22 protein-coding genes are annotated in these 24,598 nt (G+C 68.0%); 11 read left to right on the forward strand and 11 right to left on the reverse strand.

All coding sequences use genetic code 11. From position 1 onward, the window contains the following. The first annotated feature begins 3 nt into the window (after nt 1–3). Nucleotides 4–1,419, forward strand: a complete 1,416-nt coding sequence (locus ACLBYA_RS05345; RefSeq protein ID WP_447708321.1) for a sensor histidine kinase — start codon at nt 4–6, stop codon at nt 1,417–1,419. On the opposite strand, the gene ACLBYA_RS05350 is transcribed toward ACLBYA_RS05345, so the two are convergent. Genes ACLBYA_RS05350 through ACLBYA_RS05360 form a run of 3 tightly spaced genes read right to left on the reverse strand, consistent with a single transcriptional unit; the run spans nt 1,340 to nt 4,074 of the window. Then, nucleotides 1,340–1,723, reverse strand: a complete 384-nt coding sequence (locus tag ACLBYA_RS05350) for a DUF3054 domain-containing protein (RefSeq protein WP_447708322.1) — start codon at nt 1,721–1,723, stop codon at nt 1,340–1,342. The two genes, ACLBYA_RS05345 and ACLBYA_RS05350, sit on opposite strands and share 80 nt — an antisense overlap. Beyond that, nucleotides 1,716–3,002 carry a M23 family metallopeptidase gene (locus ACLBYA_RS05355; RefSeq protein ID WP_447708323.1) on the reverse strand — a complete coding sequence of 429 codons (1,287 nt, stop codon included), beginning with the start codon at nt 3,000–3,002 and terminating at the stop codon, nt 1,716–1,718. Before ACLBYA_RS05355 ends, ACLBYA_RS05350 begins: the two co-directional genes overlap by 8 nt. Next, nucleotides 2,992–4,074, reverse strand: coding sequence for a lysylphosphatidylglycerol synthase transmembrane domain-containing protein (locus tag ACLBYA_RS05360; protein ID WP_447708652.1), 1,083 nt, complete (start codon nt 4,072–4,074; stop codon nt 2,992–2,994). The genes ACLBYA_RS05355 and ACLBYA_RS05360 overlap by 11 nt, the downstream gene beginning before the upstream one ends. Before the next feature lie 107 nt (nt 4,075–4,181). Between ACLBYA_RS05360 and ACLBYA_RS05365 the strand changes: the two genes are divergently transcribed. Continuing rightward, a complete protein-coding gene (locus ACLBYA_RS05365) occupies nt 4,182–5,318 on the forward strand; it encodes an AI-2E family transporter (RefSeq protein ID WP_447708324.1) in 1,137 nt (378 codons plus the stop codon). Here ACLBYA_RS05365 and ACLBYA_RS05370 read toward each other — a convergent pair. From ACLBYA_RS05370 to trmB, 3 genes are all read right to left on the reverse strand, one after another. Then, on the reverse strand, nt 5,278–8,148 hold the full coding sequence (locus ACLBYA_RS05370; protein ID WP_447708325.1) for an MMPL family transporter: 2,871 nt from the start codon (nt 8,146–8,148) through the stop codon (nt 5,278–5,280). The genes ACLBYA_RS05365 and ACLBYA_RS05370 overlap by 41 nt on opposite strands. 63 nt (nt 8,149–8,211) lie before the next feature. Next, complete coding sequence (locus tag ACLBYA_RS05375) at nt 8,212–8,916, reverse strand: NYN domain-containing protein (RefSeq protein ID WP_447708326.1); 705 nt, start codon at nt 8,914–8,916, stop codon at nt 8,212–8,214. Beyond that, nucleotides 8,913–9,671, reverse strand: a complete 759-nt coding sequence (gene trmB / locus ACLBYA_RS05380; RefSeq protein ID WP_447708327.1) for a tRNA (guanosine(46)-N7)-methyltransferase TrmB — start codon at nt 9,669–9,671, stop codon at nt 8,913–8,915. Before trmB ends, ACLBYA_RS05375 begins: the two co-directional genes overlap by 4 nt. A 129-nt stretch (nt 9,672–9,800) precedes the next feature. Here trmB and ACLBYA_RS05385 point away from each other — a divergent pair, with 129 nt between their 5' ends. The 4 genes from ACLBYA_RS05385 (at nt 9,801) to ACLBYA_RS05400 (ending at nt 14,828) form a co-directional block, all read left to right on the forward strand. Further along, entirely contained in the window at nt 9,801–10,475 is a 675-nt protein-coding gene (locus ACLBYA_RS05385; protein ID WP_447708328.1) for a hypothetical protein, read from the forward strand. After that, the gene (locus ACLBYA_RS05390; RefSeq protein ID WP_447708329.1) at nt 10,472–11,776 is read left to right on the forward strand and encodes a hypothetical protein; all 1,305 of its coding nucleotides are present in this window, start codon (nt 10,472–10,474) and stop codon (nt 11,774–11,776) included. The genes ACLBYA_RS05385 and ACLBYA_RS05390 overlap by 4 nt, the downstream gene beginning before the upstream one ends. A 144-nt stretch (nt 11,777–11,920) precedes the next feature. Beyond that, entirely contained in the window at nt 11,921–13,747 is a 1,827-nt protein-coding gene (locus ACLBYA_RS05395; protein ID WP_447708330.1) for a phosphoenolpyruvate carboxykinase (GTP), read from the forward strand. A 130-nt stretch (nt 13,748–13,877) separates the two neighbouring features. After that, complete coding sequence (locus tag ACLBYA_RS05400; protein ID WP_447708331.1) at nt 13,878–14,828, forward strand: SDR family NAD(P)-dependent oxidoreductase; 951 nt, start codon at nt 13,878–13,880, stop codon at nt 14,826–14,828. 7 nt (nt 14,829–14,835) lie between these two features. On the opposite strand, the gene ACLBYA_RS05405 is transcribed toward ACLBYA_RS05400, so the two are convergent. The 4 genes from ACLBYA_RS05405 to ACLBYA_RS05420 form a co-directional block, all read right to left on the reverse strand. Then, nucleotides 14,836–15,279, reverse strand: coding sequence for an SRPBCC family protein (locus ACLBYA_RS05405; protein ID WP_447708332.1), 444 nt, complete (start codon nt 15,277–15,279; stop codon nt 14,836–14,838). Continuing rightward, nucleotides 15,276–16,610 (reverse strand): DUF2867 domain-containing protein, encoded by a 1,335-nt coding sequence (locus ACLBYA_RS05410; protein ID WP_447708653.1) that lies wholly within the window; start codon nt 16,608–16,610, stop codon nt 15,276–15,278. Before ACLBYA_RS05410 ends, ACLBYA_RS05405 begins: the two co-directional genes overlap by 4 nt. A gap of 38 nt (nt 16,611–16,648) precedes the next feature. Continuing rightward, nucleotides 16,649–17,833, reverse strand: coding sequence for a mechanosensitive ion channel family protein (locus tag ACLBYA_RS05415; RefSeq protein ID WP_447708654.1), 1,185 nt, complete (start codon nt 17,831–17,833; stop codon nt 16,649–16,651). A gap of 93 nt (nt 17,834–17,926) precedes the next feature. Further along, a complete protein-coding gene (locus ACLBYA_RS05420) occupies nt 17,927–18,673 on the reverse strand; it encodes a hypothetical protein (RefSeq protein WP_447708333.1) in 747 nt (248 codons plus the stop codon). A 296-nt stretch (nt 18,674–18,969) separates the two neighbouring features. Here ACLBYA_RS05420 and fadD4 point away from each other — a divergent pair, with 296 nt between their 5' ends. Both fadD4 and ACLBYA_RS05430 read left to right on the forward strand, forming a co-directional pair. Beyond that, nucleotides 18,970–20,487: a fatty-acid--CoA ligase FadD4 gene (gene fadD4 / locus ACLBYA_RS05425; RefSeq protein WP_447708334.1), complete on the forward strand. Its 1,518-nt coding sequence runs from the start codon at nt 18,970–18,972 to the stop codon at nt 20,485–20,487. After that, entirely contained in the window at nt 20,484–21,386 is a 903-nt protein-coding gene (locus ACLBYA_RS05430) for an enoyl-CoA hydratase/isomerase family protein (RefSeq protein WP_447708335.1), read from the forward strand. Before fadD4 ends, ACLBYA_RS05430 begins: the two co-directional genes overlap by 4 nt. On the opposite strand, the gene ACLBYA_RS05435 is transcribed toward ACLBYA_RS05430, so the two are convergent. Beyond that, the gene (locus ACLBYA_RS05435) at nt 21,364–22,074 is read right to left on the reverse strand and encodes an SDR family oxidoreductase (RefSeq protein ID WP_447708336.1); all 711 of its coding nucleotides are present in this window, start codon (nt 22,072–22,074) and stop codon (nt 21,364–21,366) included. The two genes, ACLBYA_RS05430 and ACLBYA_RS05435, sit on opposite strands and share 23 nt — an antisense overlap. An 86-nt stretch (nt 22,075–22,160) precedes the next feature. Between ACLBYA_RS05435 and ACLBYA_RS05440 the strand changes: the two genes are divergently transcribed. From ACLBYA_RS05440 to ACLBYA_RS05450, 3 genes are read left to right on the forward strand one after another with little or no spacing between them, the layout of a single operon-like run. Continuing rightward, on the forward strand, nt 22,161–22,973 hold the full coding sequence (locus tag ACLBYA_RS05440; RefSeq protein ID WP_447708655.1) for a helix-turn-helix transcriptional regulator: 813 nt from the start codon (nt 22,161–22,163) through the stop codon (nt 22,971–22,973). 41 nt (nt 22,974–23,014) lie between these two features. Beyond that, nucleotides 23,015–24,265, forward strand: a complete 1,251-nt coding sequence (locus ACLBYA_RS05445; protein WP_447708337.1) for an MFS transporter — start codon at nt 23,015–23,017, stop codon at nt 24,263–24,265. Continuing rightward, nucleotides 24,201–24,563, forward strand: a complete 363-nt coding sequence (locus ACLBYA_RS05450) for an ArsR/SmtB family transcription factor (protein ID WP_447708338.1) — start codon at nt 24,201–24,203, stop codon at nt 24,561–24,563. Before ACLBYA_RS05445 ends, ACLBYA_RS05450 begins: the two co-directional genes overlap by 65 nt. The last annotated feature ends 35 nt before the right edge of the window (nt 24,564–24,598 follow it).

The raw sequence follows: 24,598 nt of genomic DNA on the forward strand, positions 1-24,598 counted from the left end.
TCCGTGGCGCGGTTGTCCCTGCGCACCCGGGTCGCCATCGCCTCGGCCGTCGCTGCCGCCGCCGTCGTCGCCGCGTTCACCGTCCTGACATCGGTGGTGCTCGCCAATAACGATGCGGCCCAACTGGATCGGCGTCTCGACTCGATCGTCGAGGCGAGCATGTTCCCGGAGCAGTTATCGGACCCGCGGCGCGGGGTGCTGACCACCGGCCGGTCCCGATCGACCGGGCAGGTGGTGTTCCAGCGCGGATTCCAGTTGCCGGCCCTGCCGCCGGGCACCGAGACCGTCGAGGTCAACGGCATCGAGTACCGGGTGCGCACCATCCCGATGAACCAACAGGGCGGCGGAATCATGCTGTCCCTGGGCATCCGGGCCGACAGCATCCTGTTGAACCGGGCCAGGATTCCGATCTACATCTCGGTCGGTGTGCTGACCGTGCTGGTGGCCGGCGGGCTGGGCTGGCTGTTGGCCGGTCCCGCGGTTCGGCCGCTGCGCAGGCTCACCGAGCAGACCAAGTCGCTGGGCAGCGGTGGTGTGCCCAACGTCAGGGGTGCGCGCGAGGCCGAGGAACTGTCCGACGCGATGGCCGGGATGCTGAACCGGCTGGACGCCGCGCAGCAGGAGACCACCCGATCACTGCAGACCGCACAGGATTTCGCGGCCAACGCCGCACATGAGCTGCGCACACCGCTGACCGCCATGCGCGCCGATCTGGACACCCTGCGCATCCACGACCTGCCGACCGAGGAACGTGATGAGGTGGTTGCCGACCTACTGCGGGCCCAGCGTCGGGTCGAGGCGATCATCACGGCACTGGGCCAGCTCGCCTCGGGTCAGTTGGCCCAGGCCGAGGACCGCGAGCTCATCGATGTCACCGATCTGCTGGATCGGGTGGCCCGCGAGAACGCCCGGGTCGATCCGCCGGTGGACATCACGGTGGTCGCCGACGACGATCTCGGCTCGGTGTGGGGATGGCCCGGTGGGCTCCGATTGGCGGTGGACAACCTGGTGCGTAACGCCGCCACCCACGGCGGGGCGACCCGCATTGTGCTGACCGGCCACCGACCGCCGGGCACGGCCGGGCAGGTGCAGATCGTCGTCGACGACAACGGGCGGGGGTTGCCTGCCGAGGAACGCGCGATGGTGTTGGAGCGGTTCTCCCGCGGCAGTACCGCGGTGCCGGGTGGATCGGGGCTGGGACTGGCGCTGGTCACCCAGCAGGCGGCGCTGCACGGTGGACACCTCGAGCTCGGCGACAGCCCGCTCGGTGGGTTCCGTGCGGTGTTGACGATCGCCGAGCGCGCACCCGATCAAGCCGGGCACGGTGAGGAGACACCGGTCAGCGACGCACCAGAGCCGTCGCGATGGCGCGCCAGCCTAGCAGCAGTGCGGCGGTCGTCAGAGTCGCCACCACGATGAAACTCGGTGCGGTACCGGCAGATGTCGCCTTGCGCAGCAGCATGCCGAGCACCACCGTGCACACCCAGATGATCAGCCCGGTCGGGTAGATCGAGGTCGGTGTGCGCCAGGCCCGCGCCGCCAACCAGCCGGCGACGGTGCCGGTGATGAACGGCCACGCGGTCTCGGCAATCCCGCTGACGGTCAGCCCGTGCTCGTGGCTGCGGCGGCCGATGGTGCAGAACACCACGACGCACACCAGATCGGCTGCGAATGCGACGGCGGGACGGGTGGCGGGTCGACGCTCGGTCGCAGGATCAGGCACCCGGATACTCCATCACATCGGAATCCAGTGGGCTGACCCGGGTTTCGTCCCGCGCGGCGAAGCCCGGTTCGGTGGGTGTCGGTTCACCGGTCAGCGCGATGTCGATGGCCTCGCCGTCGGGGGTGTTGACCGTGTGGGTGGTGAGGCGGAAGGCGTCGAGCAGGAACGGCAGGCCGTCGGCCTTGAGCGGGTCCGGTCCGTTCATCACGTGGAAGTGCAGGTGTGGCGCGTCGGAGTTTCCGCTGTTGCCCAACGAACCGACCCGTTGTCCGGCGGTGAGCCGGTCACCGGGCTTGGCCTCGATGGTCCCGCCCTGCAGGTGTGCGTAGAACGCGTAGTTGCCGCCGCCGATGTCCTGCACCACGTGGTTGCCGCCGTATTCGGCCAGCGCCAGGCCGGTCGGTGACTTGCCGGGGACCTGTTCGGGCAGCCCGTCGAGGATGGCCACCACCGGTCCGTCGGCCACCGCCACCACGTCGGCCCCGTAGTACCGATAGCTGTTGACGTCGTCGACGGCCCCGTTGAACAGGCGGTTGTCGCCCTGCAGTTGGACGTAGTCGATGGCGAATCGTTCGGCACCCCAAAGTTCACCGTCGATCGGGTTGATCGCCATCCGGTGGGCGGACATACCGCAGCAGCCGTCGCCGTTCCACCAGTTCGGCCCGCGCAGCGGTGGTGCGATGACCACCGGTTCGCGGTCGGACACGGTGACCGGGGCGACCGTCTCGGTGATCTTTGCCGGCAGCAGTGGTGGCATCGGGTCGGTGAGGGTGACCTTCACCTCGTGGGTGAGTTCGGTTGGGGCCTTGCCGTTCTCGGTGCTGAGATCGAGCCAGACCAGCGCCGACTGGGAGGGCCCGAGAGTCGCCGTCGGGGTGCGGGTGCCCAGGATCCGGGTGCGCTCGGCCAGGTCCGCGCCGGCTAGGGTCAGCAGGGCGTCGCCGTCGGCCGGGCGGACCGCCAACGAGTCCACCGTGACGTCTTGATCCATCGAATTGGTCAGCAGCAGTTCGTAGGCCAGGTGGGTGCGGCCGTCGGTGGCCGGCGTCGGGATCGGTGCCGACACCACCCGCGCCAGCAGCGGGGTCGCCACGGGGGCGTCGGCGGCGGGTGTGGCGGGCGGTTCGGTGGATGTCCCGGTGGGGGTGGCGGTGGCAGAAGTGCTCGCCGGTGGGCTCTCCGGTGGGGCGGTGCTGGGTTGTTCGGTGGTCGGCGAACAGGCCGCCACCAGCGAGGCCGCACCGAAAAGTGTTGTGGCGAGCAGAATCCTACGTTTCACGGCGCTCCTTGGATTCGGATTCGGGTGCAGGTTCGGCATCGGCGGCATCCGGGTCAACATCCATCTCGGTGCGGAACATGAAGAAGAACACCACCCAGCCGATCGCCGAGATGAAGATCCAGCTGACCAACCGGTAGATGAGCATCGCCGAGATCGCCGAGGCCAGCGTCATCCCGCTGGACACCAGGCCGGGCACCAGTACCGCCTCGACCACCAGCAGTCCGCCCGGCATCAGCGGGATCGAACCGACCGCGCGGGCCGCCGCATAGGCCACCGTCAGCGCGGCCAGTGACGGATGACCGCCTGCGGCATACGCCGCGAACGCCAGACAGGCGACATCGGCGATCCAGTTGAACAGCGACCAGCCGAACGCATTACCGAGTGCGCGACGGCTCAGCCGGACCGATTCCAACTGGCGCAACAGCTCCCGCCACTTGTCCAGCCAGGTGTCGGCGGGTTTGTTGCGCAACGCGTTGAACCAACTGAGCAGCCGCACGCCGATACCGTCGAGCTGCGCAGGGTTGGCCGCCACCGACTGGGCCAGCACCAGCAGCAGGAAGAAGCCACCCAGGGTGAAGATCAGCGACAGCGGATTGCGGCTGGCGCCCAACAGGAATGCCCCGCCGAGGCCGAGCAGCGCCAGCCCGACCGCCTGCAGCACACCGGACATCACGAGTTGCCAGGACGCCACCACCGGGGAGGCACCCCACATCCGCTGCTGGCGGTATACGAAGGTCGCCGAGAGCACCGGGCCACCGGGCAGCGTCGTGGACAACGCGTTGCCTGCGTAGAACGCCGCCTCGGAACGCCACTGCCGCACCTGCACCCCGGCCGACCGCAGCAGGGTCCGCTGGATCTGGGCGAAACTGTGCATCGAGGCCATGGCGGCGACAACAGCCGCCAGCACCCACCACCAGTTGGCGGACAGCAGACTGCGCCACGCTTTGGCCAGCTGATCCCACACCAGTGTCAGTTCGACGGTCAACACCACCACGGCCACCGCGAGCACCGCCCACCGCACCCACCAGTACTTGCCGCGGGTGCGGGCATCCTGACGATCGGCGTCGCTCATCGGCGCGTCGTGCGACACGCGTCTAAGGGTATACAGCCAGACCCGCGGGCGGGCCGTACAAAACGCGGTTCCCGCGGTGTGGTGTATCCCGGTCGTACGCTACGGCGATGACGGTAGATTCGGTCACCGATCAGGCGGTGCATCCGCTGGTCCGCAAGGCCGCGGCCTGGTCGTGGCGGTTGCTGTTGCTCGGCGTGACACTGGTGGCGTTGCTGTGGGTGGTCGGCCAACTCAAATTGATCATCGTGCCGGTCTGTCTGGCGGCACTGCTGGCGGCGTTGCTGCTGCCCGCGGTCGACTTCCTGCAGCGCCGCCGGGTGCCGCGGGGCTGGGCGGTGGCCGCCGTCCTGTTCAGCGCGATCGCTGTGGTGGGCGGCATCCTGACCTTCGTCGTCAGCCAATTCATCTCCGGCGCACCGGGTCTGGTGGAGCAGGTGACCCGCAGTGTGGACGGGCTGCGCAACTGGCTCATCGAGGGACCCGTCCACCTGAGCCGCGAGCAGATCGATCACGCCGGCGACGCCGTCATCAAGGCATTGCAGGAGAACCAGGCCCGACTGACCAGCGGGGCACTGTCCACCGCGGGGACGGTCACGGAACTGGTCACCGGCGCGGTGCTGATCCTGTTCACCCTGATCTTCCTGCTGCACGGCGGGCGGGAGATCTTTGCCTTCGTCACGAAGATCTTTCCCAAGACGGTGCGCGAGCGGGTTCGTGATGCCGGGCGGGCCGGGTTCCGGTCACTGACCGGGTATGTGCGGGCGACCTGTCTGGTGGCCCTCGTCGACGCCGTGGGGATCGGCACCGGCCTGGCCATCATGGGGGTTCCGCTGGCCCTGCCGCTGGCCTCGCTGGTGTTCCTGGGTGCGTTCGTCCCGTTGATCGGTGCGGTGATCGCCGGTGGTGTCGCCGTCATCGTCGCGCTGATCGCCAAAGGGTGGGTGTACGCACTCATCACCCTGGGCCTGATCCTGGCGGTACAACAGCTGGAATCCCATGTGCTGCAACCGTTGGTGATGGGCCGCGCGGTCGCGGTGCATCCGCTGGCGGTGGTGCTGGCCATCGCCGGCGGCGGTGTGCTGGCCGGTATCGTCGGCGCGCTGCTCGCCGTCCCGATCGTGGCCGTCGTCAACAGCGCGGTGCGGGTGCTGCTGGCACCGGATCCCGCGGCGGAGGCGGAACTCCTCGACCCGGACCCGGCACCTACAGGCGACCCTCCCGGCGCAGCAGATCCGCCGCGCTGACCCCACCGCCGCGGCGGGTGGGGGTGTCATCGGCATCGCGGGCGCCGCGGGTGTCCATCTTCTCGGTCGACGACTCCGCTTCCCCCGAACTGCGTTGGGTGGGAATGGCAGTCGTGGCGTCGCTCTCCTCGGACTGCGGCGCCGGACTTGCGGTGGGGATGGCCGTGGTCGGCGCCGCGCTGCCGCGCAACTCGCCGAGCCATGACTCGATCTCCCGCTTCTCGCGCGCAGGATTCTGCTCGGTACGGCCACGCCGCTCCGGCGGGGTGTTCACCGCGTTGATCGCCGTCGTTGCAGCCGAATCCGGTTGGGCGGCAAAACGAGTCGTCGGCGGCTCCGGTGGCGGCGGTGCGCTGGGCGCGGTCGGCAGTCGGGTGGTGCCGACCGCGGACGGGCCGACGGGCCGCGGGGCCGGCGGCAGCGCGCCGCGCGGTGGCGGCGGCACGGCCGGATGGCCCGGATCGTGTTGCGGGCGTGCGGGTGCGCCCGCGCCGACCAGGGCAGCCTCATCGGCCGGCTCATCCACGGGCTCCCGGAACCCGGGGCGCTTGCGTTCATCGGGTAGCTCGGTCTCGCCGAGACCGATCTTCTCCTGGACGCGTTTCATCCACTGCGGCGCCCACCAGCAATCGTCGCCGAGCAGTTTCATGATGGCCGGTACCAGGAACATCCGGATGACGGTGGCGTCCAGCAGCAGGGCGATCAGCAGGCCGAAGGCCAGGTATTTCATCACCACCAGGTCGGAGAACGCGAACGCACCGACCACCACGGCCAGCACCAGGGCGGCGCCGGTGATCAGGCGGCCGGTGGTGGCGGTGCCGATCCGGATGGCCTCGGCGGTGGACAGCCCGCGCTCGCGGGCCTCCACCATGCGGGACACCAGCAGCACCTCGTAGTCGGTGGACAGACCCCAGATCACCGCGATGATCAGGCCGATCATCGGCGCGAAGAGCGGCTGCGGGGTGTAGTTGAAGATTCCGGATCCGTGCCCGGCCTCGACGAACATCCAGGTCAGGATGCCCATCGTCGAGCCCAGCGTGAGCGCGGACATCAACGCCGCCTTGATCGGCAGTACCAGCGAACCGAATGCCAGGAACATCAGGATGGTGGTCGTCAGGACCAGGATCACGACCATCAGCGGCAGCTTGTCGAACAACGTCAGGATGCTGTCCTGTGCGAGCGCCTGGGTACCGCCGACCAGGATGGTGGTGTCCCGGGGCGGGGTCAGCGCACGCAACTCTTCGATCTTCTTGGGTGCGGTGCTGTTGTCCACCAACCCGTTCTGGATCACCCGGACCGCCGGATCCTTGGATCCGGTCTCCTGCGCGGAGCGTTCCTGCCACATCGTCGACGGGTCGTTGCTACCGGCGAATCCGGACACCGTCTGGGCCTCGGCGCGGACCGCGGCGAGCTGTTGATCGGTGACGGGCTCACCATTGTCGTTGCGGATCACGAGGGTCAGCGGTTCGGTACGGAACCCTGAGAAGTCGCGGTCGAACTGCTCCTGCGCCATTCGCACCGGGTTGTCCGGCGGCAGGTACTTCTCGCTCAGCCCGCCGAGGGCCAGCTGTCCGATGGGGATGACCAGCAGCGTCATCACGATCAGGATCGGCGTGGCGAACGCGATGGGTCGCTTCATCACGACGTTGACGAGCTTGCCCCAGAAACCCTTCTCGACCTCTTCGCGGGTCATGGTCTTCTGGGTCTTCTCGATGAACCAGTCGATGATCTTGCGGGAGAACGGCCAGTTGGCCAGGAACGGCACCTTGAGGAGCGTCCGCACACCCAGCGCGTCGACATTGTGCCCGAGGATGCCCAGTACCGCGGGCAGCACCGTGATCGACAGGAAAGCTGCGAGCAGTACCGAGGCGATGATCGCGTAGGTGATCGACTTGAGGAAGCCGAGCGGGATGAGCAGCAGTGGCAGCGAGGACGCCACGATGATCACGCCTGAGAATGCAACGGTACGCCCGGAGGTCATCACCGATCTTCGGACCGCCGCGGGTACGTCGTACCCCTCGGCCAATTCCTCACGGAACCGGCTCACGACGAACAGGCCGTAGTCGATGGCGATACCGAAGCCCATCATCGTCACGACTGGTTGGGCGAAGAAGTGCACCGAGCCGAACTCGGCCGTGAATCGCAGGATACCCAACGCACCGGCGATGGTCAGACCGCCGATGATGGCGGGCAGTGCGGCCGCAACCGCGCCACCGAAGACGAAGAACAACACCACGGCCACCAGCGGGACGATCGCGATCTCGGCGCGTTTCTGGTCGGTGCCGATGGTGCCGGTGAGCTCACTGGCCAGCGGGTTCAGGCCGGCGAGCTGGATGGCGCCGCCGTTGACCTGCTCCAGGTCGGGCTGGATGGCCTGGTAGTTCTTCAGGATGGTGTCGTCATCGTCACCTTGGAGCGGGACGCTGATGAAGGTGCTTCGCAGATCCTCGGTCTTCATCTGGCTGACCGTGGGATTGTCGGTGTCGGGCGCCTTCAACCAGCCGACCCAACCGACCACCTGGTCCGGATGATCCTCGACGACCTTGTCCAGCTCGCCGGTGACCTTCTCCTGCCATGCCTTGTCGGTGACCTTCGTGTCACCCGGCGGCGTCAGGATGGCGACGACGTGGCTGGCACGGTCGCGCCCGTACACCTCGTCGCTCAGCAATGACGCTTGGACCGACTCGCTGCTGTCAGCGTAGAAACCGCTCTGGGTGACGTGTTGGCCGAGACTGGCTCCGTACACGCCGCCACCAAGGCACAGTGCGACCATGACACCGATAACTATGTATCGGTACTGGTACACCGTTCGACCCCACCAGGCGAACACGTCAGCTCCTTAATTCTTCTTATCGGCTAAATTTTGCTGCGCGCGAATTGTCGCTTCAATTGTTCAAACGCGCGAGGTCAGAAGCGCGGACAACGGCCGGAACGGCTGCAGCCACGCGCCCTGCTCGGGCAGCGAATCAAGGCCGATTCGCGGTAACGGCTCCCGGAAGACACCAGGGATGTCCTCCAGGTCGACGAACTCCAAGGTATCCGACGCTAACGCCCAACTGGCATGTTCGCGAAATCCGAGCACCTGCACCGGAACGCCGTCGTGAGCGATCTCCTCCAGCGGTGCCCGGAACGCCTGACCGTCCGCCGAGGCCACCACCACGCCGGCCAGCCCCTCGCCGCGGCGCAGCTCGATGTGCTCCAACATGTCGCTGTCGACGTCACTGTCCTCGTCGACTTTCGGCTTGGCGAAGACGGCGAAGCCGACGTTACGCAACGCCTCCACCCACGGCCGGACGACGTCGGCGCTGCCGGGCGCGATATTGGTGAAGACCGTCGCCTCGGGTTCCAAGGTGGGCAGGGTGCCGGTGTCTGTATCGCGCCGACTGGACAGCTCCGCGGTACGCGACAACAGCCAGCGGCCCAGGGCGTCGAACCGAGGACGGTGCGCCGCGGTCGGGCGGCCGCCCAGGATCGAGCCGAGGCCCATGTCCAGATTGGGCGCGTCCCACACCAGCAGCACCCGCTGGGTGGCCGGTGGTGTGCTCGGCGCCGGAAGGTCGGGGACTGAAGAAACTTCAGCGTCGGTCGGTGCCGTCATAGTCGCTCCCAGAGCAGTTCTGTCACGATCGGACCCGCCAGTGCCTTGCGCTCGTACTTGGTTTCCGGCCGGGTCGCCGAGATCGGCAGCCGGTCGTCGATCTCGATGCGCCGCAACCGTGGCTCACCGGCTCCGACCTCGGCCATCTGTTCGGCGTACTCCATGTGATCGGTGGCCGCGTGCAGGACGCCACCCGGACGCAGCCGGTCGGCGATCAATGCCATGGTTGCCGGCTGGATCAGCCGGCGCTTGTGGTGGCGGGCCTTGGGCCACGGGTCGGGGAAGAACACCCGAACCCCGGTCAGCGAACCGCTCGGCAGCAGGTGTTCGAGCACGTCGACCCCGTCGCCGCGGATCAGCCGGATGTTGGTGATGCCGTCCCGGTCGATGGCCGACAGCAGCTGGGCCAGCCCGCGCTTGTAGACCTCGACGGCGATGACATCGAGATCGGGTTCGGCCAGCGCCATCGCCGCGGTCGAGGTACCGGTGCCGCAGCCGATCTCCAGTACCAGCGGGGCCTGGCGTCCGAACCACTGCACGGGGTCCAGAACCACGGGCCGGCCGTTGCCGTCGAGTGCCTCGGCGCCCAGCTCGGGCCAGCGCCGGGCCCAGGTCTGCTGCTGGTTGTCGCTCAGCTGGGAGCGCCGCGCCCGGAAGCTCGTGACACGTCGGTGGTGGTGGGCGGGCACATCCGGTGCCGGGTCGGTTCCCCCGGGCTCCTCCCGCTGGGCATACATCGGTCCATCGTCGCTCATCGGGCCTGGGGTACCCGCATCGCGGTGCAGATTGATACCCAACAGTTGCCTGAGTCCGCGTGCGGCCCAAATCACCGCGTCGGGAGGTGCCCGCCCGATGTCACGATGAAGTGGGTGGAGGGGGACCACATGACGGCCGAGTTCATCGCCGCGCTGCGCGCTCACACCGCGCCCGCCGGGAGCCGGTTGGCGTCGGTCATCACCGGTCTGGGACAGCCGATCAGGGTCCGGGTGACCGGCCGCCCCGGCGTCGGACGGGCCACCATGACCGCGGCGCTTCGCGCCGCCGGGGTGGCGATGGCCCCCGCGGCGTCGGCGGATGTGACGGTGCTGGTCATCGCCGAGACCGTCAAACCCGAGGACCGCCGTATATATACGGACAGCGCGACGCCGGTGCTGATCGTTCTGAACAAGGCCGATCTGCTCGGTGACCCGGCCGGTCGCGCCGCGATGATCGCGCGGCAGACCGGGCTGCCGGCGGTGCCGTGTTGCGCGCACGCCGATATCGGGGCGGTGCTGGCCGGGATCGCGTCGGTGTCCGCACCCGTGCGCTATCGGCGGATGCGCACGGCACTGCGGCGGTTGCACGCGGTCGCGGCAACCGATCCCGGGCTGGCCGATCTGTTGGCGGGGGATACCGCGGTGTCGGCGGTGACGACGGCAGCCGCCGAGGTGATCCGGGCGGCCGGCCTGGACCCGGATACCGGGGACGCGGTGCGCTGGCAACGCTACAGCCGGGGCCCGGTGGACGCGCTGCACCGCGACTGCGGCGCGGATCTGGCGCGCCGGGCGTTGCGGCAGTGACGGTGGTGCTGGTCACCGGGCCGGCCTGGTCGGGGGTGTCCCGCCTGGTCGGAGCACTTCAGACCGCACTGCCCGGGTGGACCGTCGCCGAGTCGGTCGACGGCCCCGATGTGGTGGTCTTCGCGGTGTCTGCGGCCGCCCCGCTGGTCGGCTCGGATCTGGCGGTGTTGGACCGTGCTGCCGCCGGCACCGATCTGCTGATCGGTGCGGTCACCAAGACCGACGTGCACGAGGACTGGCGGCAGGTTCGGGCCGTCGACGCCGCGGCGGCCGGGCAGCACGCGGCCAGATACCGCACCATGCGGTGGGTCGGGGTGGCCGCCGCGCCACCGGAAGGAGCTCCTGCGCTGGCCGACCTGATCGCAATGCTGACCGATATGGTGGCCGACCCGCAGCGGGAAAGGCGAAACCAGCTGCGCGCCAACGCAACCCGGCTCTGTGCTCAGATCGCCGAGGCATCCGCGACCGATCTGGTGGCCGCCGGTCTGCACCGTCGCCGCGACGACGCGCTGCGTGGCGCCCGGCAGCGCCGCGATGTGCAAGCTCGCACGTTGCGCAGCCGGCTGCAGCAGGCCCGGACCGAGTTCGGTCACCTGGCCCGGCACGGGTGCACCGCGCTGCGCCTGGAGCTGACCGAGGATGCCGCGGGCCGGTGGCGGTCCGCGACCTTCGTGACCCACGCCGCCGACCGCGTCACGCAGGTGATCACCGAGGTCGACGACGCCGTCACCGTCGGCCTGCAGGGTGTCGCCGACGACCTGGGTTTAGCGCCACCGCCGGACCCAGGTCCACCGACCACGCCCGACCTCGGGACACCCGGGGTGACGTCGCGACGTCTCGAGCTGCAGTTGATGGCACTGCTGGGGGCCGGTTTCGGGTTGGGCGTCGCGCTCGCGGCGGGCCGACTGCTCGCGGATCTGGCTCCCGGCGCCGCGGTGCTCGGTGGTGGGCTGGGTTTGCTGCTCACCGCCTGGGTGATCGGTATCCGCGGGCTGCTGCATGACCGTGCCCAGCGTGAGCGCTGGATCTCGGCGGTGTTCGCGGTGCTCAGGGATGATCTCGATGCCCGGGTCGCGACGCGGTTGTCGGCGGCCGAGGCCCATTTCGGCGCGGAGTGCGCCCGGCGGGCCGAGGATGACATCCGGCGGACGGCGGCCCAGGTCGCGGCGATCGATGCCCAAATCCGTGCGCGCGCCGTCACCGCCGCGGCTACCGCGACTGCTGCCCGAGGCCGGTTGTCCTCGGCACGTGCGGCGCTGCGGGACGTTCAGATGGAATTGAATCGGTACAACTGCGAGTAGCCGATCTTTCTGAATCGTTCCTGTGAGTGATCGGACATTGTCCCGATTCCCCAGACCAAAGTCACCCGCGTTAACCTCTAATTCAGGGACGATCGTGACCTGCCGGTTATCGGCAGACGCACGGAAACTACGCAGGAGACTTTGATGACCTCAGCGACCATTCCCGGTCTCGAAAACGCACCGACGACGCATGAGGGGCTGCTGGCCTGGGTCCGCGAGGTCGCCGAGCTGACCCAGCCCGACCGCGTGGTGTTCGCCGATGGATCCGACGCCGAGAACGAGCGGCTGACCGCGCAGCTCGTCGAGGCCGGAACCTTCGAGAAGCTCAACGACGAGAAGCAGCCGAACTCCTTCCTGGCGCTGTCGGACCCCTCCGATGTGGCGCGCGTCGAATCGCGCACCTACATCTGCTCGGAGAACGAGGTCGACGCCGGCCCCACCAACAACTGGATGGCCCCGGCCGAGATGCGCGGGATCATGACCGACCTGTATCGCGGCTCGATGCGCGGCCGCACCCTGTGGGTCGTCCCGTTCTGCATGGGCCCGCTGGACGCCGAGGACCCGAAGCTGGGTGTGGAGCTGACCGACTCCGAGTACGTCGTCGTCTCGATGCGCACCATGACCCGGATGGGCAAGGCCGCGCTCGACAAGATCGAGGAGGGCGCGTTCTTCGTCAAGGCGCTGCACTCCCTGGGCGCGCCGTTGGACGAGGGTCAGGCCGATGTGCCGTGGCCGTGCAATGACACCAAGTACATCTCGCACTTCCCGGAGACCCGGGAGATCTGGAGCTACGGCTCGGGCTACGGCGGCAACGCGCTGCTGGGCAAGAAGTGCTACTCGCTGCGCATCGCGTCGGCCATGGCCCACGACGAGGGCTGGCTGGCCGAGCACATGCTGATCCTCAAGCTGATCAGCCCCGAGAACAAGGCCCACTACGTCGCCGCCGCGTTCCCGTCGGCGTGCGGCAAGACCAACCTGGCGATGCTGCAGCCCACCATCGAGGGCTGGCGCGCCGAGACCGTCGGCGACGATATCGCCTGGATGCGGTTCGGCAAGGACGGCCGGCTCTACGCCACCAACCCCGAGTTCGGCTTCTTCGGTGTCGCGCCGGGCACCAACTGGGATTCCAACCCCAACGCCATGAAGACCATCGCCGCGGGTAACACCGTGTTCACCAACGTCGCCAAGACCGACGATGGCGATGTCTGGTGGGAGGGCCTGGAGGGCGACCCGCAGCACCTCATCGACTGGAAGGGCGCCGACTGGACCCCGGCTTCGGATGCCAAGGCCGCCCATCCCAACTCGCGGTACTGCACCCCGATGTCGCAGTGCCCGTCGCTGGCGCCGGAGTGGGACGACCCGCAGGGTGTGCCGATCTCGGCAATCCTGTTCGGTGGCCGCCGCAAGACGACGGTGCCGCTGGTGACCCAGGCCCGCGACTGGCAGCACGGTGTGTTCATCGGCGCCACCCTGGGCTCCGAGCAGACCGCCGCCGCCGAGGGCAAGGTCGGCACCATCCGACGCGACCCGATGGCCATGCTGCCCTTCCTGGGTTACAACGTCGGCGACTACTTCCAGCACTGGATCGATATCGGCAAGAACTCCGACGAGTCGCAGATGCCGAAGATCTTCTTCGTCAACTGGTTCCGCCGCGGCGACGACGGTCGCTTCCTGTGGCCGGGCTTCGGTGAGAACAGCCGTGTCATGAAGTGGATCATCGACCGGGTCGAGCAGAAGGCCGGTGGCCGGACCACCCCGATCGGCATCGTCCCCACCGCCGAGGATCTGGATCTGTCCGGCTTGGATGTGGATGCCGCCGACGTGGACCTGGCGCTGGCGGTCGACGCCGACGAGTGGCGCGCCGAACTCCCGATGATCGAGGAGTGGTTCGAGTTCGTCGGTGAGAAGCTGCCGACCAGCATCAAGGACGAGTTCGACGCGCTGAAGACGCGACTGGCAGAAGCGGACTGATCCGCACACGCTTCACAATCATCGCCCCCGGGGACATCACCCGGGGGCGATGATTTTTTGTGGGCGACCGATACACGACGGCCGCTGCCTCGAATCATCAACAAGTGATGACGACGGGAGCTTTGACAATATGGCCGGCATGTTTCAGAAGGTGCTCGACGAAGTGCTCGACCGGACCATCGCGCCCGGCTACACCAGCCTGGGTATGGCGGTGCGACAACGCTTCTGGGATGAGTTGGCACCCGATGCGCTGGCCGGCCACACCGTCATGGTCACCGGGGCCAACTCCGGGATCGGCAAGGCCATCGCCGCCGGGGCCGCCCGGTTGGGCGCCACCGTACTGCTCACGGTGCGCGATATCGAGCGTGGCCAGGCCGCCCGTTCGGACATCCTCGCCGACGTCCCGGCCGCCGATATCCAGGTCGAGCGCTGCGATGTGTCGGATCTGGCCGCGGTGCGGGCCTTCGCTGCGGATCTGGTGCCCCGCCGGCCCCGGCTGGACGCGGTGATCCACAACGCCGGGGTGATGCCGCCGGAGCGCACCAGAACCGATGAGGGGCACGAACTTTCGCTGGCCACCCATGTGCTGGGCCCGATACTGCTGACCGAGCTGCTGCTGCCGGCGCTGGCCGGCGCCCCGGATCCCCGGGTGGTGCTGATGTCCTCTGGTGGGATGTACACCCAGTCGCTTCCGGTGGACGATATCGAGTACCGGACCGGGAAGTACCGCGGCGCAGGCGCATATGCGCGCAGCAAGCGGATTCAGGTGGCGATCACCGAACTGCTGGCCCGGCGCTGGCCGGTGATGGTCGCCTCGATGCATCCTGGCTGGGCCGATACCCCGGGCGTCGCCGAATCACTGCCCGGATTCCGCCGGTTGACCGGCCCCGTGCTGCGCACCGCCGAGCAGGCCGCCGACACCGCCGTCTGGCTGGTGGCCACCGAACCGACCCCGCCGTCGGGCAGGTTCTGGCACGACCGCGCAACCCGGCCCCTGCACTATCTGCCGACCACCCGCTATTCGGACGCCGGGCTGGACCGGGTGTGGCGCTACTGCCTGGACGCCGTCGGGCTGGAGTGAACGGGCGTCATTCGCGGGTGCTGAGCTTGGCCAGTTCGCGGCGCAACCCGTCGACGCCGTTGTTCACCAGATTGGAAACCACCAGGCGCAGAACCGGTTCGGCCCACCGCAGCCAGCCCTGGAACGCGAATTCGATGCGATAGGTGACCAGCGCCCCGGCGGGATGCGGTGCCACGGTGATGGTGTCGTGCGCAATCAGGGAGGAGTTCTCGCCACGCAACCGGATCGATTTCCCGGGCGTCAGCGCGATCACCTCGTAGGCGACATCACTGGTGCGTCCGGCGAACTTCGAGGTGTTCGCGTAACGCGTGCCGACACCGCCGTCGCCGGAGACCCGCACCGTGCGGATCGAACCGGGATCCCACTGCTCGCTGGTGGTGAAATCCGCGAGATAGTCGAAGGCCGCCGCGGGGGCGGCGGTGGTGATGACCTCACGCTGCATCTCGATCATCGGTGCTCCTTGGCGTCGCCGGCAACGGCCCGCAGAACGCGGCCCAGCCTGATTCGATGCAGAGGCTTCAACCCGTGCCAATACAGCTGGCCGGGAAGACCTTTCGGTGTCACGATGGCTCGCTGCCGCAACCTGGTGTGCGGGTTGCCGTAGGTGTCGCGGCCCGCGGCGGTGCGCCATTGCAGCCGTGTCCGGCGCGGACCGCACACCTGGAGCAGGTCCGGTTCCAGTTTGTGCTCGACCTCCCACTGCGGGTGACTGTCCGTCCACCGCAGCAGGGACTGCCACACCGCATCGACGCCGGTGTCGCAGTCGATATGGCGGTCCTCGGTGTGGACGATCTCGCCGGTCCAGTCGGGGTCCGAGGGCAACGGATCGGCGGGTGAACCGTCCCAGCCGATATCGACGGTGGACCGGTCGGCGCTGCGTAGCGCGAGCGCGACCGCAGCGCGGTAGGGCGTCGCGCCGCCGGGCGGTGGCGCGATCAGGTCGTCGATATCGTGCTCGCCGGCGATCGCGTCGGTGCTCAGCGATTCGATCAGTGCCCGACCGATGCCGAGCGGCACCGGGGTGACCAATCCGATCCACAGCCCGGCCAGTTTCGGTGTGAGAACCGGTAAGACGAGGATGCGGCGGCGGGCGAGCCCGGCGACCTCGGCGTAGATCTGCATCATCTGGCCGTACCGCAGGACGTCCGGCCCGCCGATGTCATAGGTGCGGCTGCGTGGCAGCTCAGCGGTGGCGGCGGCGATCAGATAGTGCAGCACGTCGCCGACCGCGATGGGCTGGATGTGGTTGTTGACCCAGCGCGGTGTTGTCATCACCGGTAGCCGGTTGGTCAGGTGCCGGATCATCTCGAATGATGCCGAGCCGGAGCCGATGACCACTCCGGCCTGCAGCACCAGGGTCGGCACCGGAGAATCGATGAGGATCTGCCCGACCTGGGTTCGTGAGCGCAGATGGGTGGACAGGCGGTCGGACTGTTCGTGCAGGCCACCGAGATACACGATGCGGCCGGCTCCGGCGTCGGCCGCGGCGGTGGCCATGTTCTGCGCGCTGCGGCGTTCGGTGTCCTCGAAGTCGCCGGCGCTGTTCATCGAGTGCACCAGGTAGTAGACGACGTCGATATCCCGGCAGGCCTCTGCCAGGCTGTCCGGTCGGGTCAGATCACCGCGGGCGATCTCGACCCGATCGGCCCACGGCACATCGCGGATCTTGTCCGGATTGCGGACCAGCACCCGCACCCGGTACCCGGCTTCCAGCAGTCGAGGCACCAGACGCCCACCGACATAGCCGGTGGCCCCGGTGACCAGAACGTGCAGCGACCCCATATCTGTCATTCGGTGTCGTTACCCCACCGGATGGGTGTTCAAGCGTGCTTGTCGTCGGCGGCGCCGTCGAATGCCCGCCCGCGCTCCTGCGCCGCCCGGTCACCGGAGAACACTCCGGCCTCCGGTGGTGTGGCGGTCGGTGCGAGGCCGAACGCCATCGCCGGGGCCGGTTCGAAACGCCACCGCGGCAGGGCACCGTTCTGGCTGTTCTGCAGCCAGATGACCATGCCCTCGCGGACGAAGCACTGCAGGTCCCACAGAGCGGGCGCGTTGGGCGCACTGACCAGCAGCCGGACCCGGACCGTACCGCCGACGGCGTCGACCACCTGCAGCAGACCCGTCCGGCCGTCCCACAGGTCGGTGCGGGCCAACAACCGGTCCAACTCGGCGCGCATCGCATCGAGCGACACCGTGAAATCCACGTCGAGCATCACGGTGCCCAGGATCTCGGTGGCGCTGCGGGTCCAGTTCTGGAACGGGGTGGTGGTGAAGTAGGTGCACGGCAACACCAGCCGGCGCTCGTCCCACACCCGGACCACCACATAGGTCAGGGTGATCTCCTCGATGCGGCCCCATTCCTTCTCCAGCACAACAACATCGCCGACCCGGATCGCGTTGGTGAAGGCGATCTGCAGGCCGGCGAACACCGAACCGAGCGAGGTCTGGGCGGCCAGGCCGGCCACCACCGACAACACACCGGCGGAGGCGAACAGGGTCTTGCCGACATCGGTGAAGGACGGGAAGGTCATCAGAGCGGCGGCGGTACCCAGCAGCACCACCACGGCGATGGCGAGTCGGCGCAGCACCGTCAACTGGGTGCGTACCTTGCGGCGTTGCAGGTCGGCATCGGTCAGGCCGGTATCACCACCGGCGAACCGGGCGATCATCCGGCGTTCCACCACGATGACGAGTTTGATGATGAACCAGGTGACCGCCGCGATGGTCGCGATGCGCAGACTCTGGTCGACCCAGGGGCGCCAGGACGCCTCGGCCGACGAAGTCCGTTGCAGCGCAACAGTTGCGCCGAGAACCATCATCCAGGCCCGGATGGGGCGTTGGGTCAGTTGGGCGATATCGGCGATCCACCCGCTGCGGCGACCGACGCGATGCAGCGTCCAGGACACCGCGACGCCCAGCACGTAGGCGATGACCACCGCCCCGGTGGTCCAGGCCAACGTGACGGCAAGATCGGTGGCGTCGTTGAGCTCTATCTCCTCGGGCATGGCAGCTTTCGGGTAGGGGTGCAGGACCGTGCTGCGGTGCACGATCGCCCGGCTACCCGAGCCGGCCGGCCGCCAATCAGATTGCGATGTGGCTCACGCCGGGCGCAACCGGGCGCGGATGCGCTTGGCCTGCTCGATCAGCCGACTGTTGGGGTGCACATTGCGGTAGTGCAGGACCACCGTGACGCGGCTGGTCCCGGGCGCACACGGCAACGTGGCGTGGTACGAGCGGTAGCCCCAGAACAGGTAGGCATTGCCGGGTTGCAGCGACACGATCTCGGTATCGCGGTCCCAGCGAAGCTTGCGCAGGAAGCGGCGGCGGTAGGCATCACTCTGCACGACGAGCTTCTCCAGCAGATTGGTCAGCGCCCAGGAGCGGTAGGGCCGCTGATTGGGGCAGAGCACCAGTTCGCCGGACTGCCCGGGCGCGGCCACCGGCACCACGACCGGGATCACCACGGTGACCACACTGGCGTCATAGTGCAACCACAGCGGCCGACGCTGCGGGTCGGGTCCGTTGATCATCCGCAGCGCACAGTCGAAGGCGCGGTCACCGGTATCACCATCGGGATAGGTCCGCCGGGCCACCGACTCGACCAGATCCTGCAGGCCGGTATCGGAGGTCAACTCACGTAGGAACGGCAGGTCGGCGGCATCGGCGCCCTCGATCATCACGTCGTGCTCGTCGGGGGACACCTGTGCGGCAAAGGCGCGCACAGTTTCCAGCCAATCGTCGGTCACCAGACCGGGCAGGCAGGCGGTTCCGGAGGAATCGACCTCGGCAACCAGATCATCGACGACGGGGTCGACGAGCGGGTGCGATCCGACTGCGGTGTCCATGCGTGGCGTCATGTGTACCTCTCGTCGATTCGACTGCCGCAACGTGCAGTGAAACTAGCACAGTGTTTCGCCAAAATGTAACCAGCAATGACAGCAGCGAACAGCAATATCCATCTTGAACAGCAATTAATGTATAGACCGGAATAATTGGCGAGACTGTAAGAATTTGCCATCACTGAAAAGATCGAGCTGCGGGTGCCGTGCTGCGAGGGGGAGGCCTGGCGCAAAGTTGACGGATGTCAAGTTTTTCGGGCCTTGCCCGCCGTACGTGATCTGCGACACCGTACAGTCGCCTCATGCAGATCCGTGAAACGGCCATCGCCAGCCCCGACAAGCCTGCCGTCATCATCCATCCGACCGGCACCGTGGTGACTTTCGGCGAGATGGAGGCGCGCGCCAATCAGCTGGCGCACTACTTCCGCGAGCACGGACTGGTCGAGGGTGACGCGGTCGCCATCCTGATCGAGAACAACGAGCACATGCACACGGTCATGTGGGCGGCCCGGCGCAGCGGTCTGTACTACGTGCCGATCAACACGCATCTGACCGCGTCCGAGGCGGCCTACATCATCGACAACAGCGCTGCCAAGGCCATCGTCGGTTCGGCCGCCCTGACTCCACTGCTGGCGGGCCTGGCCGAGCACCTGCCGGGCGGGATGCCGCCGGTCCTGCTGACCACCGGCGAATTGGACGGCTGGGCCCGGTATCCGGAGTGCGTCGCCGATCTGCCCGTCACCCCGATCGCCGACGAATGGGACGGGGATCTGCTGCAGTACTCCTCGGGGACCACGGGCCGGCCCAAGGGCATCAAGCGGGCGCTGCCGCACCTGCCGCCCTCGGAGACACCGGGCCTGATGGCGGCCCTGGTCTCGTTCTGGATGAATCCCGAAGCCGTCTACCTGAGCCCCGCGCCGCTGTATCACACCGCGCCGTCGGTGTGGTCGATGCAGGCGCTCGCCGGTGGCATCACCACCGTGGTGTTGGAGAAGTTCGACGCCGAGGGTGCCCTGGAGGCGATCCAGAAATACGGTGTCACCCACGGCCAGTTCGTCCCGGTGATGTTCACGCGGTTCCTGAAACTGCCTGCGCAGGTGCGCAATTCCTACGATGTGTCGAGCCTGCAGCGGGTCATGCATGCTGCCGCGCCGTGTCCGGTCGAGATCAAGAAGCAGATGATCGACTGGTGGGGGCCGATCGTTGACGAGTACTACGCATCCTCGGAGGCGATCGGTGCGACCCTGATCAGTGCCGACGAGTGGCTCGCCCATCCCGGCTCGGTGGGCAAGGCGATGACGGGCATCGTGCACATCCTCGATGAGGACGGTAACGACCTACCCGCCGGGCAGGCCGGTGAGATCTTCTTCGAGGGCGGCCAGGACTTCGAGTACCTCAACGATGCGGAGAAGACGGCGTCGTCACGGGACTCGCACGGCTGGAAGACCGTCGGCGATATCGGTTATCTGGACGAGGACGGCTACCTGTACCTCACCGACCGGCGGCATCACATGATCATCTCCGGCGGGGTGAACATCTACCCGCAGGAGGCCGAGAACATGCTCGTCATCCATCCGAAGGTGATGGACGCCGCGGTGTTCGGCATCCCCGACGACGAGATGGGGCAGTCGGTCAAGGGTGTGGTGCAGACCGTGGATCCGGCCGATGCCACCGAGCAGTTCGCCGAGGAGCTGCTCGGCTGGCTGCGGGATCAGCTGTCGCACTACAAGTGCCCGCGGTCCATCTCCTTCGAGGCGCAGCTGCCGCGCACCGACACCGGCAAGCTGTACAAGCAGGAGCTGATCAAGAAGTACTCGTGACCGTTCTCGAACTGCCCGGTGGGATCACCGTCGGCATCGGAGATCCGCTCGACGCGGCGTCCTTCACGCTGACCGAGCAGCCCTGTGATGACCGGCGGGCGGTCACCGTGGCATCGATCGACGACGCCGTCGCCGAACTGCGGCAACGCTGCACCCGCTGGCCGCAGACCGCGGCGGTGTTGGATGACGTGTTGCGCAGCTTCGACCCGGCCTGCTCGACCTTTGCAGGGGTCATCACCGAGTCGCTGGCGTACTCGACGCTGCAGTCCGGGCCGGAGTTCGCGCGCTGGCTGGCCGAACGCGGTTCGGCCCGGCTGCCGGTCATCCCAGAGCCGGTGCAGGTCGAGCGCACCGGTGCCACCCTGCATGTGCGGTTCAACCGGCCGCAGCGGCACAACGCGTTCACCACCGATGCGCGCGCCGCCCTGTTGGAGGCGCTCGAGATCGCCCGCCTCGACGATTCGGTGACCGGACTGCTGCTCACCGGTAACGGTCGATCCTTCTGCAGCGGAGGCGATCTCGCCGAGTTCGGGACGTTCGACGATCCGGCGAGCGCGCATCTGGCCAGGACCCGGCACAGCCCGGCGCTGGTGCTAGCCGAGCTCACCGGGCGCCTGGGGCCGGCCTGCCGAGCGCACGTGCACGGCCAGGTGTTGGGCAGCGGCCTGGAGATGGCGGCCTACTGCGGGCATCTCAGCGCCGACCCCGACTCGGTGATCGGCCTGCCGGAACTCGCGCTCGGGCTGATCCCGGGGGCCGGCGGCACCGTCAGCATCACCCGCCGGATCGGCCGGTGGCGCACTGCGTATCTGGTGCTGTCGGGCGCCACCATCGACGCCGCGACCGCGCTGGCCTGGGGTCTGGTCGACGAGATCGTCAGCGCTGCCGGGCCGGCCTGATCACCAACTCGTTGACATCCACATCGGCGGGTTCGTCGATGGCATAGCAGATCGCCCGGGCGATCGCGTCCGGGTTGATCGCTGCGGCCCGGTATTCGCGCATGGCCTCCGCCGCCGTCTCGTCGGTGATCGTCTGGACCAGTTCCGACTCCACGACGCCCGGCGAGACCGTCGTGACCCTGATTCCCGGATCCAGTTCCATTCGCAGCCCCTCGGTGAGGGCCCAGGCCGCGTACTTGGTGGCGCAATACACCGCGGCGGTCGGGACCACCTCGTGCGCTCCGACCGAGGCGACCGTGACGAAATGGCCACTGCCACTGCGCTGGAAGTGCGGCAGGGCGGCCGCGATGCCGTTGAGCGGGCCGCGGATGTTGACATCGATCATGTTGTCCCACTGGTCGACCAGCAGGGCGTCAAGTCGCGACAGGGGCATCACCCCGGCGTTGTTGACCAGCACATCGATGCGCCCGTGCTCGGCCACCGCGTCATCGACGAAGGAGGTGAAATCGGCGCGGTCGGTCACGTCCAGTCGGCGGACCTGAAGATTGTCACCGGCCAGTTCGGCAAGCCGATCGGTCCGCCGCGCCCCGGCGATGACGTGATGGCCGCGGTCGGCGAGCATACGGGCGGTGGCCGCACCGATTCCGCTGGTGGCTCCGGTGACGAGAACGATCTTGGTATCGGACATGTGTTCCAGATTCGGCCGGCTGTCGTGAGCGTGCCAGGGTGCATGACACCCAGGCAGCGGCTTCGGCCGCCGCCTACTGTGGCGGTATGCCGGACCTCGGTGATTTCCTGCGCAGCCGACGCTCGCGACTGAACCCCGCCCAGGTCGGACTGGTCAGCGTCGGGCAACGCCGCGTGCCGGGTCTGCGCCGTGAGGAGGTCGCCCTGTTGGCGGGCGTGAGCGTCGACTACTACGTCCGGTTGGAGCAGGGCCGGGAACGGTCGCCGTCGGCTCAGGTGGCCGACGCGCTGGCCACGGCGCTGCGCCTCGATGACGACGCCCGCGGGCACCTGTTCCTACTCGCCCGGCTGACGTCCCGGCCACGTTCGGCACCGGCGTCGCAGCGGGTGGATCCGGCACTGCTGCAACTGATGTCGTCCTGGCCGGACAATCCGGCGCTGGTCTACAACCGGGCCTATGACGTATTGGCGGCCAACCCGATCGCCGAGGCACTGTTCGGCGACTTCGGCGCGCGCGGCAACCTGATGACGTTGGTGTTCACCGAGCCCCGATCCCGGCACTTCTATGTGGACTGGCCATCGATCGCCGCCAACTCGGTCGCCGGGTTCCGCCGCAACCATGGCGAGGACCCCGGCGATCCCCGCGTGGTCGCGGTCCTCACCGAACTGCTGGCCGGCAGTCCCGAGTTCGCCGACCTGTGGGCCCACCATGACGTTCGGGGAAAGACGCAGGACACCAAGAGCTTCCGACACCGGGCGGTGGGAACGCTCACGCTGAGCCTGCAAACATTCGCGGTGCGGTCGGCCCCCGGGCAGGAGTTGGTGGTCTATCAGGCCGAACCGGATTCGCCGAGCGCGGATGCGGTCAAGGTGCTGGGAAGCCTCGCCGCCTCCATCTGAGTACATGTGCGCAATTGCGCACATGATGTGCATACTGAGGTATGCCCGTCTTTCGTCGGTTGTTCACCGCGCAGGTCCTCGCCCTGACCGGAACCGGCCTGCTGACCGTCGCCCTGGGGTTGCTGGCCTACGACCTCGCGGGTAGCTCGGCGGGAGCGGTGCTGGGTACCGTGCTGGCCACCAAGATGCTGGCCTATGTCTTTGTCGCGCCGGTGATGGCGTCACTCACCGACCGCCTGTCACCGCGGGCGGTGCTGGTCGCGGCCGATGCGGTTCGCGCCGCCGTGGCGCTGCTGCTGCCGTTCGTGGGCCACACCTGGCAGATCTATCTCCTGGTGTTCGTCCTGCAGGCGGCCTCGGCGACCTTCACACCGGCGTTCCAGGCCGTCATCCCGGCGGTACTTCCCGACGAACGTGACTACACCCGGGCGCTGTCGCTGTCGCGGATGGCCTACGACCTGGAGGCCATGCTGAGCCCGCTGCTGGCCGCGGCCCTGCTGACCGTGGTGTCCTACTCCAACCTGTTCCTGGCCACCGCGATGGGCTTTGTGTGTTCGGGCCTGTTGGTGTGGCGCACGACGCTGCCTGCCGCCGCCTCGCCGGTCGACCGAGCACCATGGCGGCGCCGAGTGCTGTCCGGGGTGCGGATCATGTTCGCGCGCCGTGAATTACGTGCCCTGCTGGTCATGAACCTGACCGTGTCCGCCGCCACCGCGCTGGTGATGGTCAACACCGTCGTGTACGTCCGGGACATGCTCGGAGGCGCGGATACTGCGGTGGCCCTGACCCTGGCCGCCTACGGCGCCGGGTCGATGACGGTGGCGCTGATGATGCCGCGGCTGCTGCGGGTCGCCACCGATCTGCGGATCATGGTCCTCGGATCGGCCGGGGCGGCGATCGGCCTGATCGGCACCGCGATCGCATTGTGGTCGGCGGTGGTGACGCCGATGGTGCTGATCCTGTTGTGGGTCGGTCTGGGGGCGATGACATCGCTGGTGAGCACCCCGACGGGACGCCTGCTGGCACGCTCCGGCCCCGACCGGACGGCGGTGTTCACCGCGCAGTTCGCCCTCTCGCATGCCGGGTTCCTGCTGACCTACCCCATCGCCGGGTGGGTCGGAGCGGGTGTCGATCAGGGGCTCGCGGCAGCGATTCTGGCTATCCTCGCTACAGGTGCGGCCGTTGTCGCGGCCCGCATCATCATCGGCGGAAGGGGTGGGCGTCTCGATGGACAGCACCCCGGACGCCGCGATCTCGCCCAGTCTGGTGCACGACGGGGCACCCGATCGTGAGCGGCTGGACGCCGCCAGTGACACGTTCCGGATGCTTGCCGACCCCACCCGGTTGCACCTGCTGTGGTTGCTCACCCACGGCGAGGCGGATGTCAGCGCACTCGCCGAGGCCACCGGCGCATCGCGCACCTCGATCAGTCAACACCTGGCGAAATTGCGCTTCGCGCGGCTGGTCGATACCCGCAAGGACGGGCGCCGCGTCTACTACCGGTTGCGCGACGGGCACCTCGGCCGGTTGGTGCGAGAGGGGATCAACCACGCCGATCACCGGGTGACCGGCGAACCGCCGCACCTGTAGAAACCAGGATCCTGGCGGTTACGGCTCCAGCCCTG

Source organism: Mycobacterium sp. C31M (assembly GCF_053345865.1).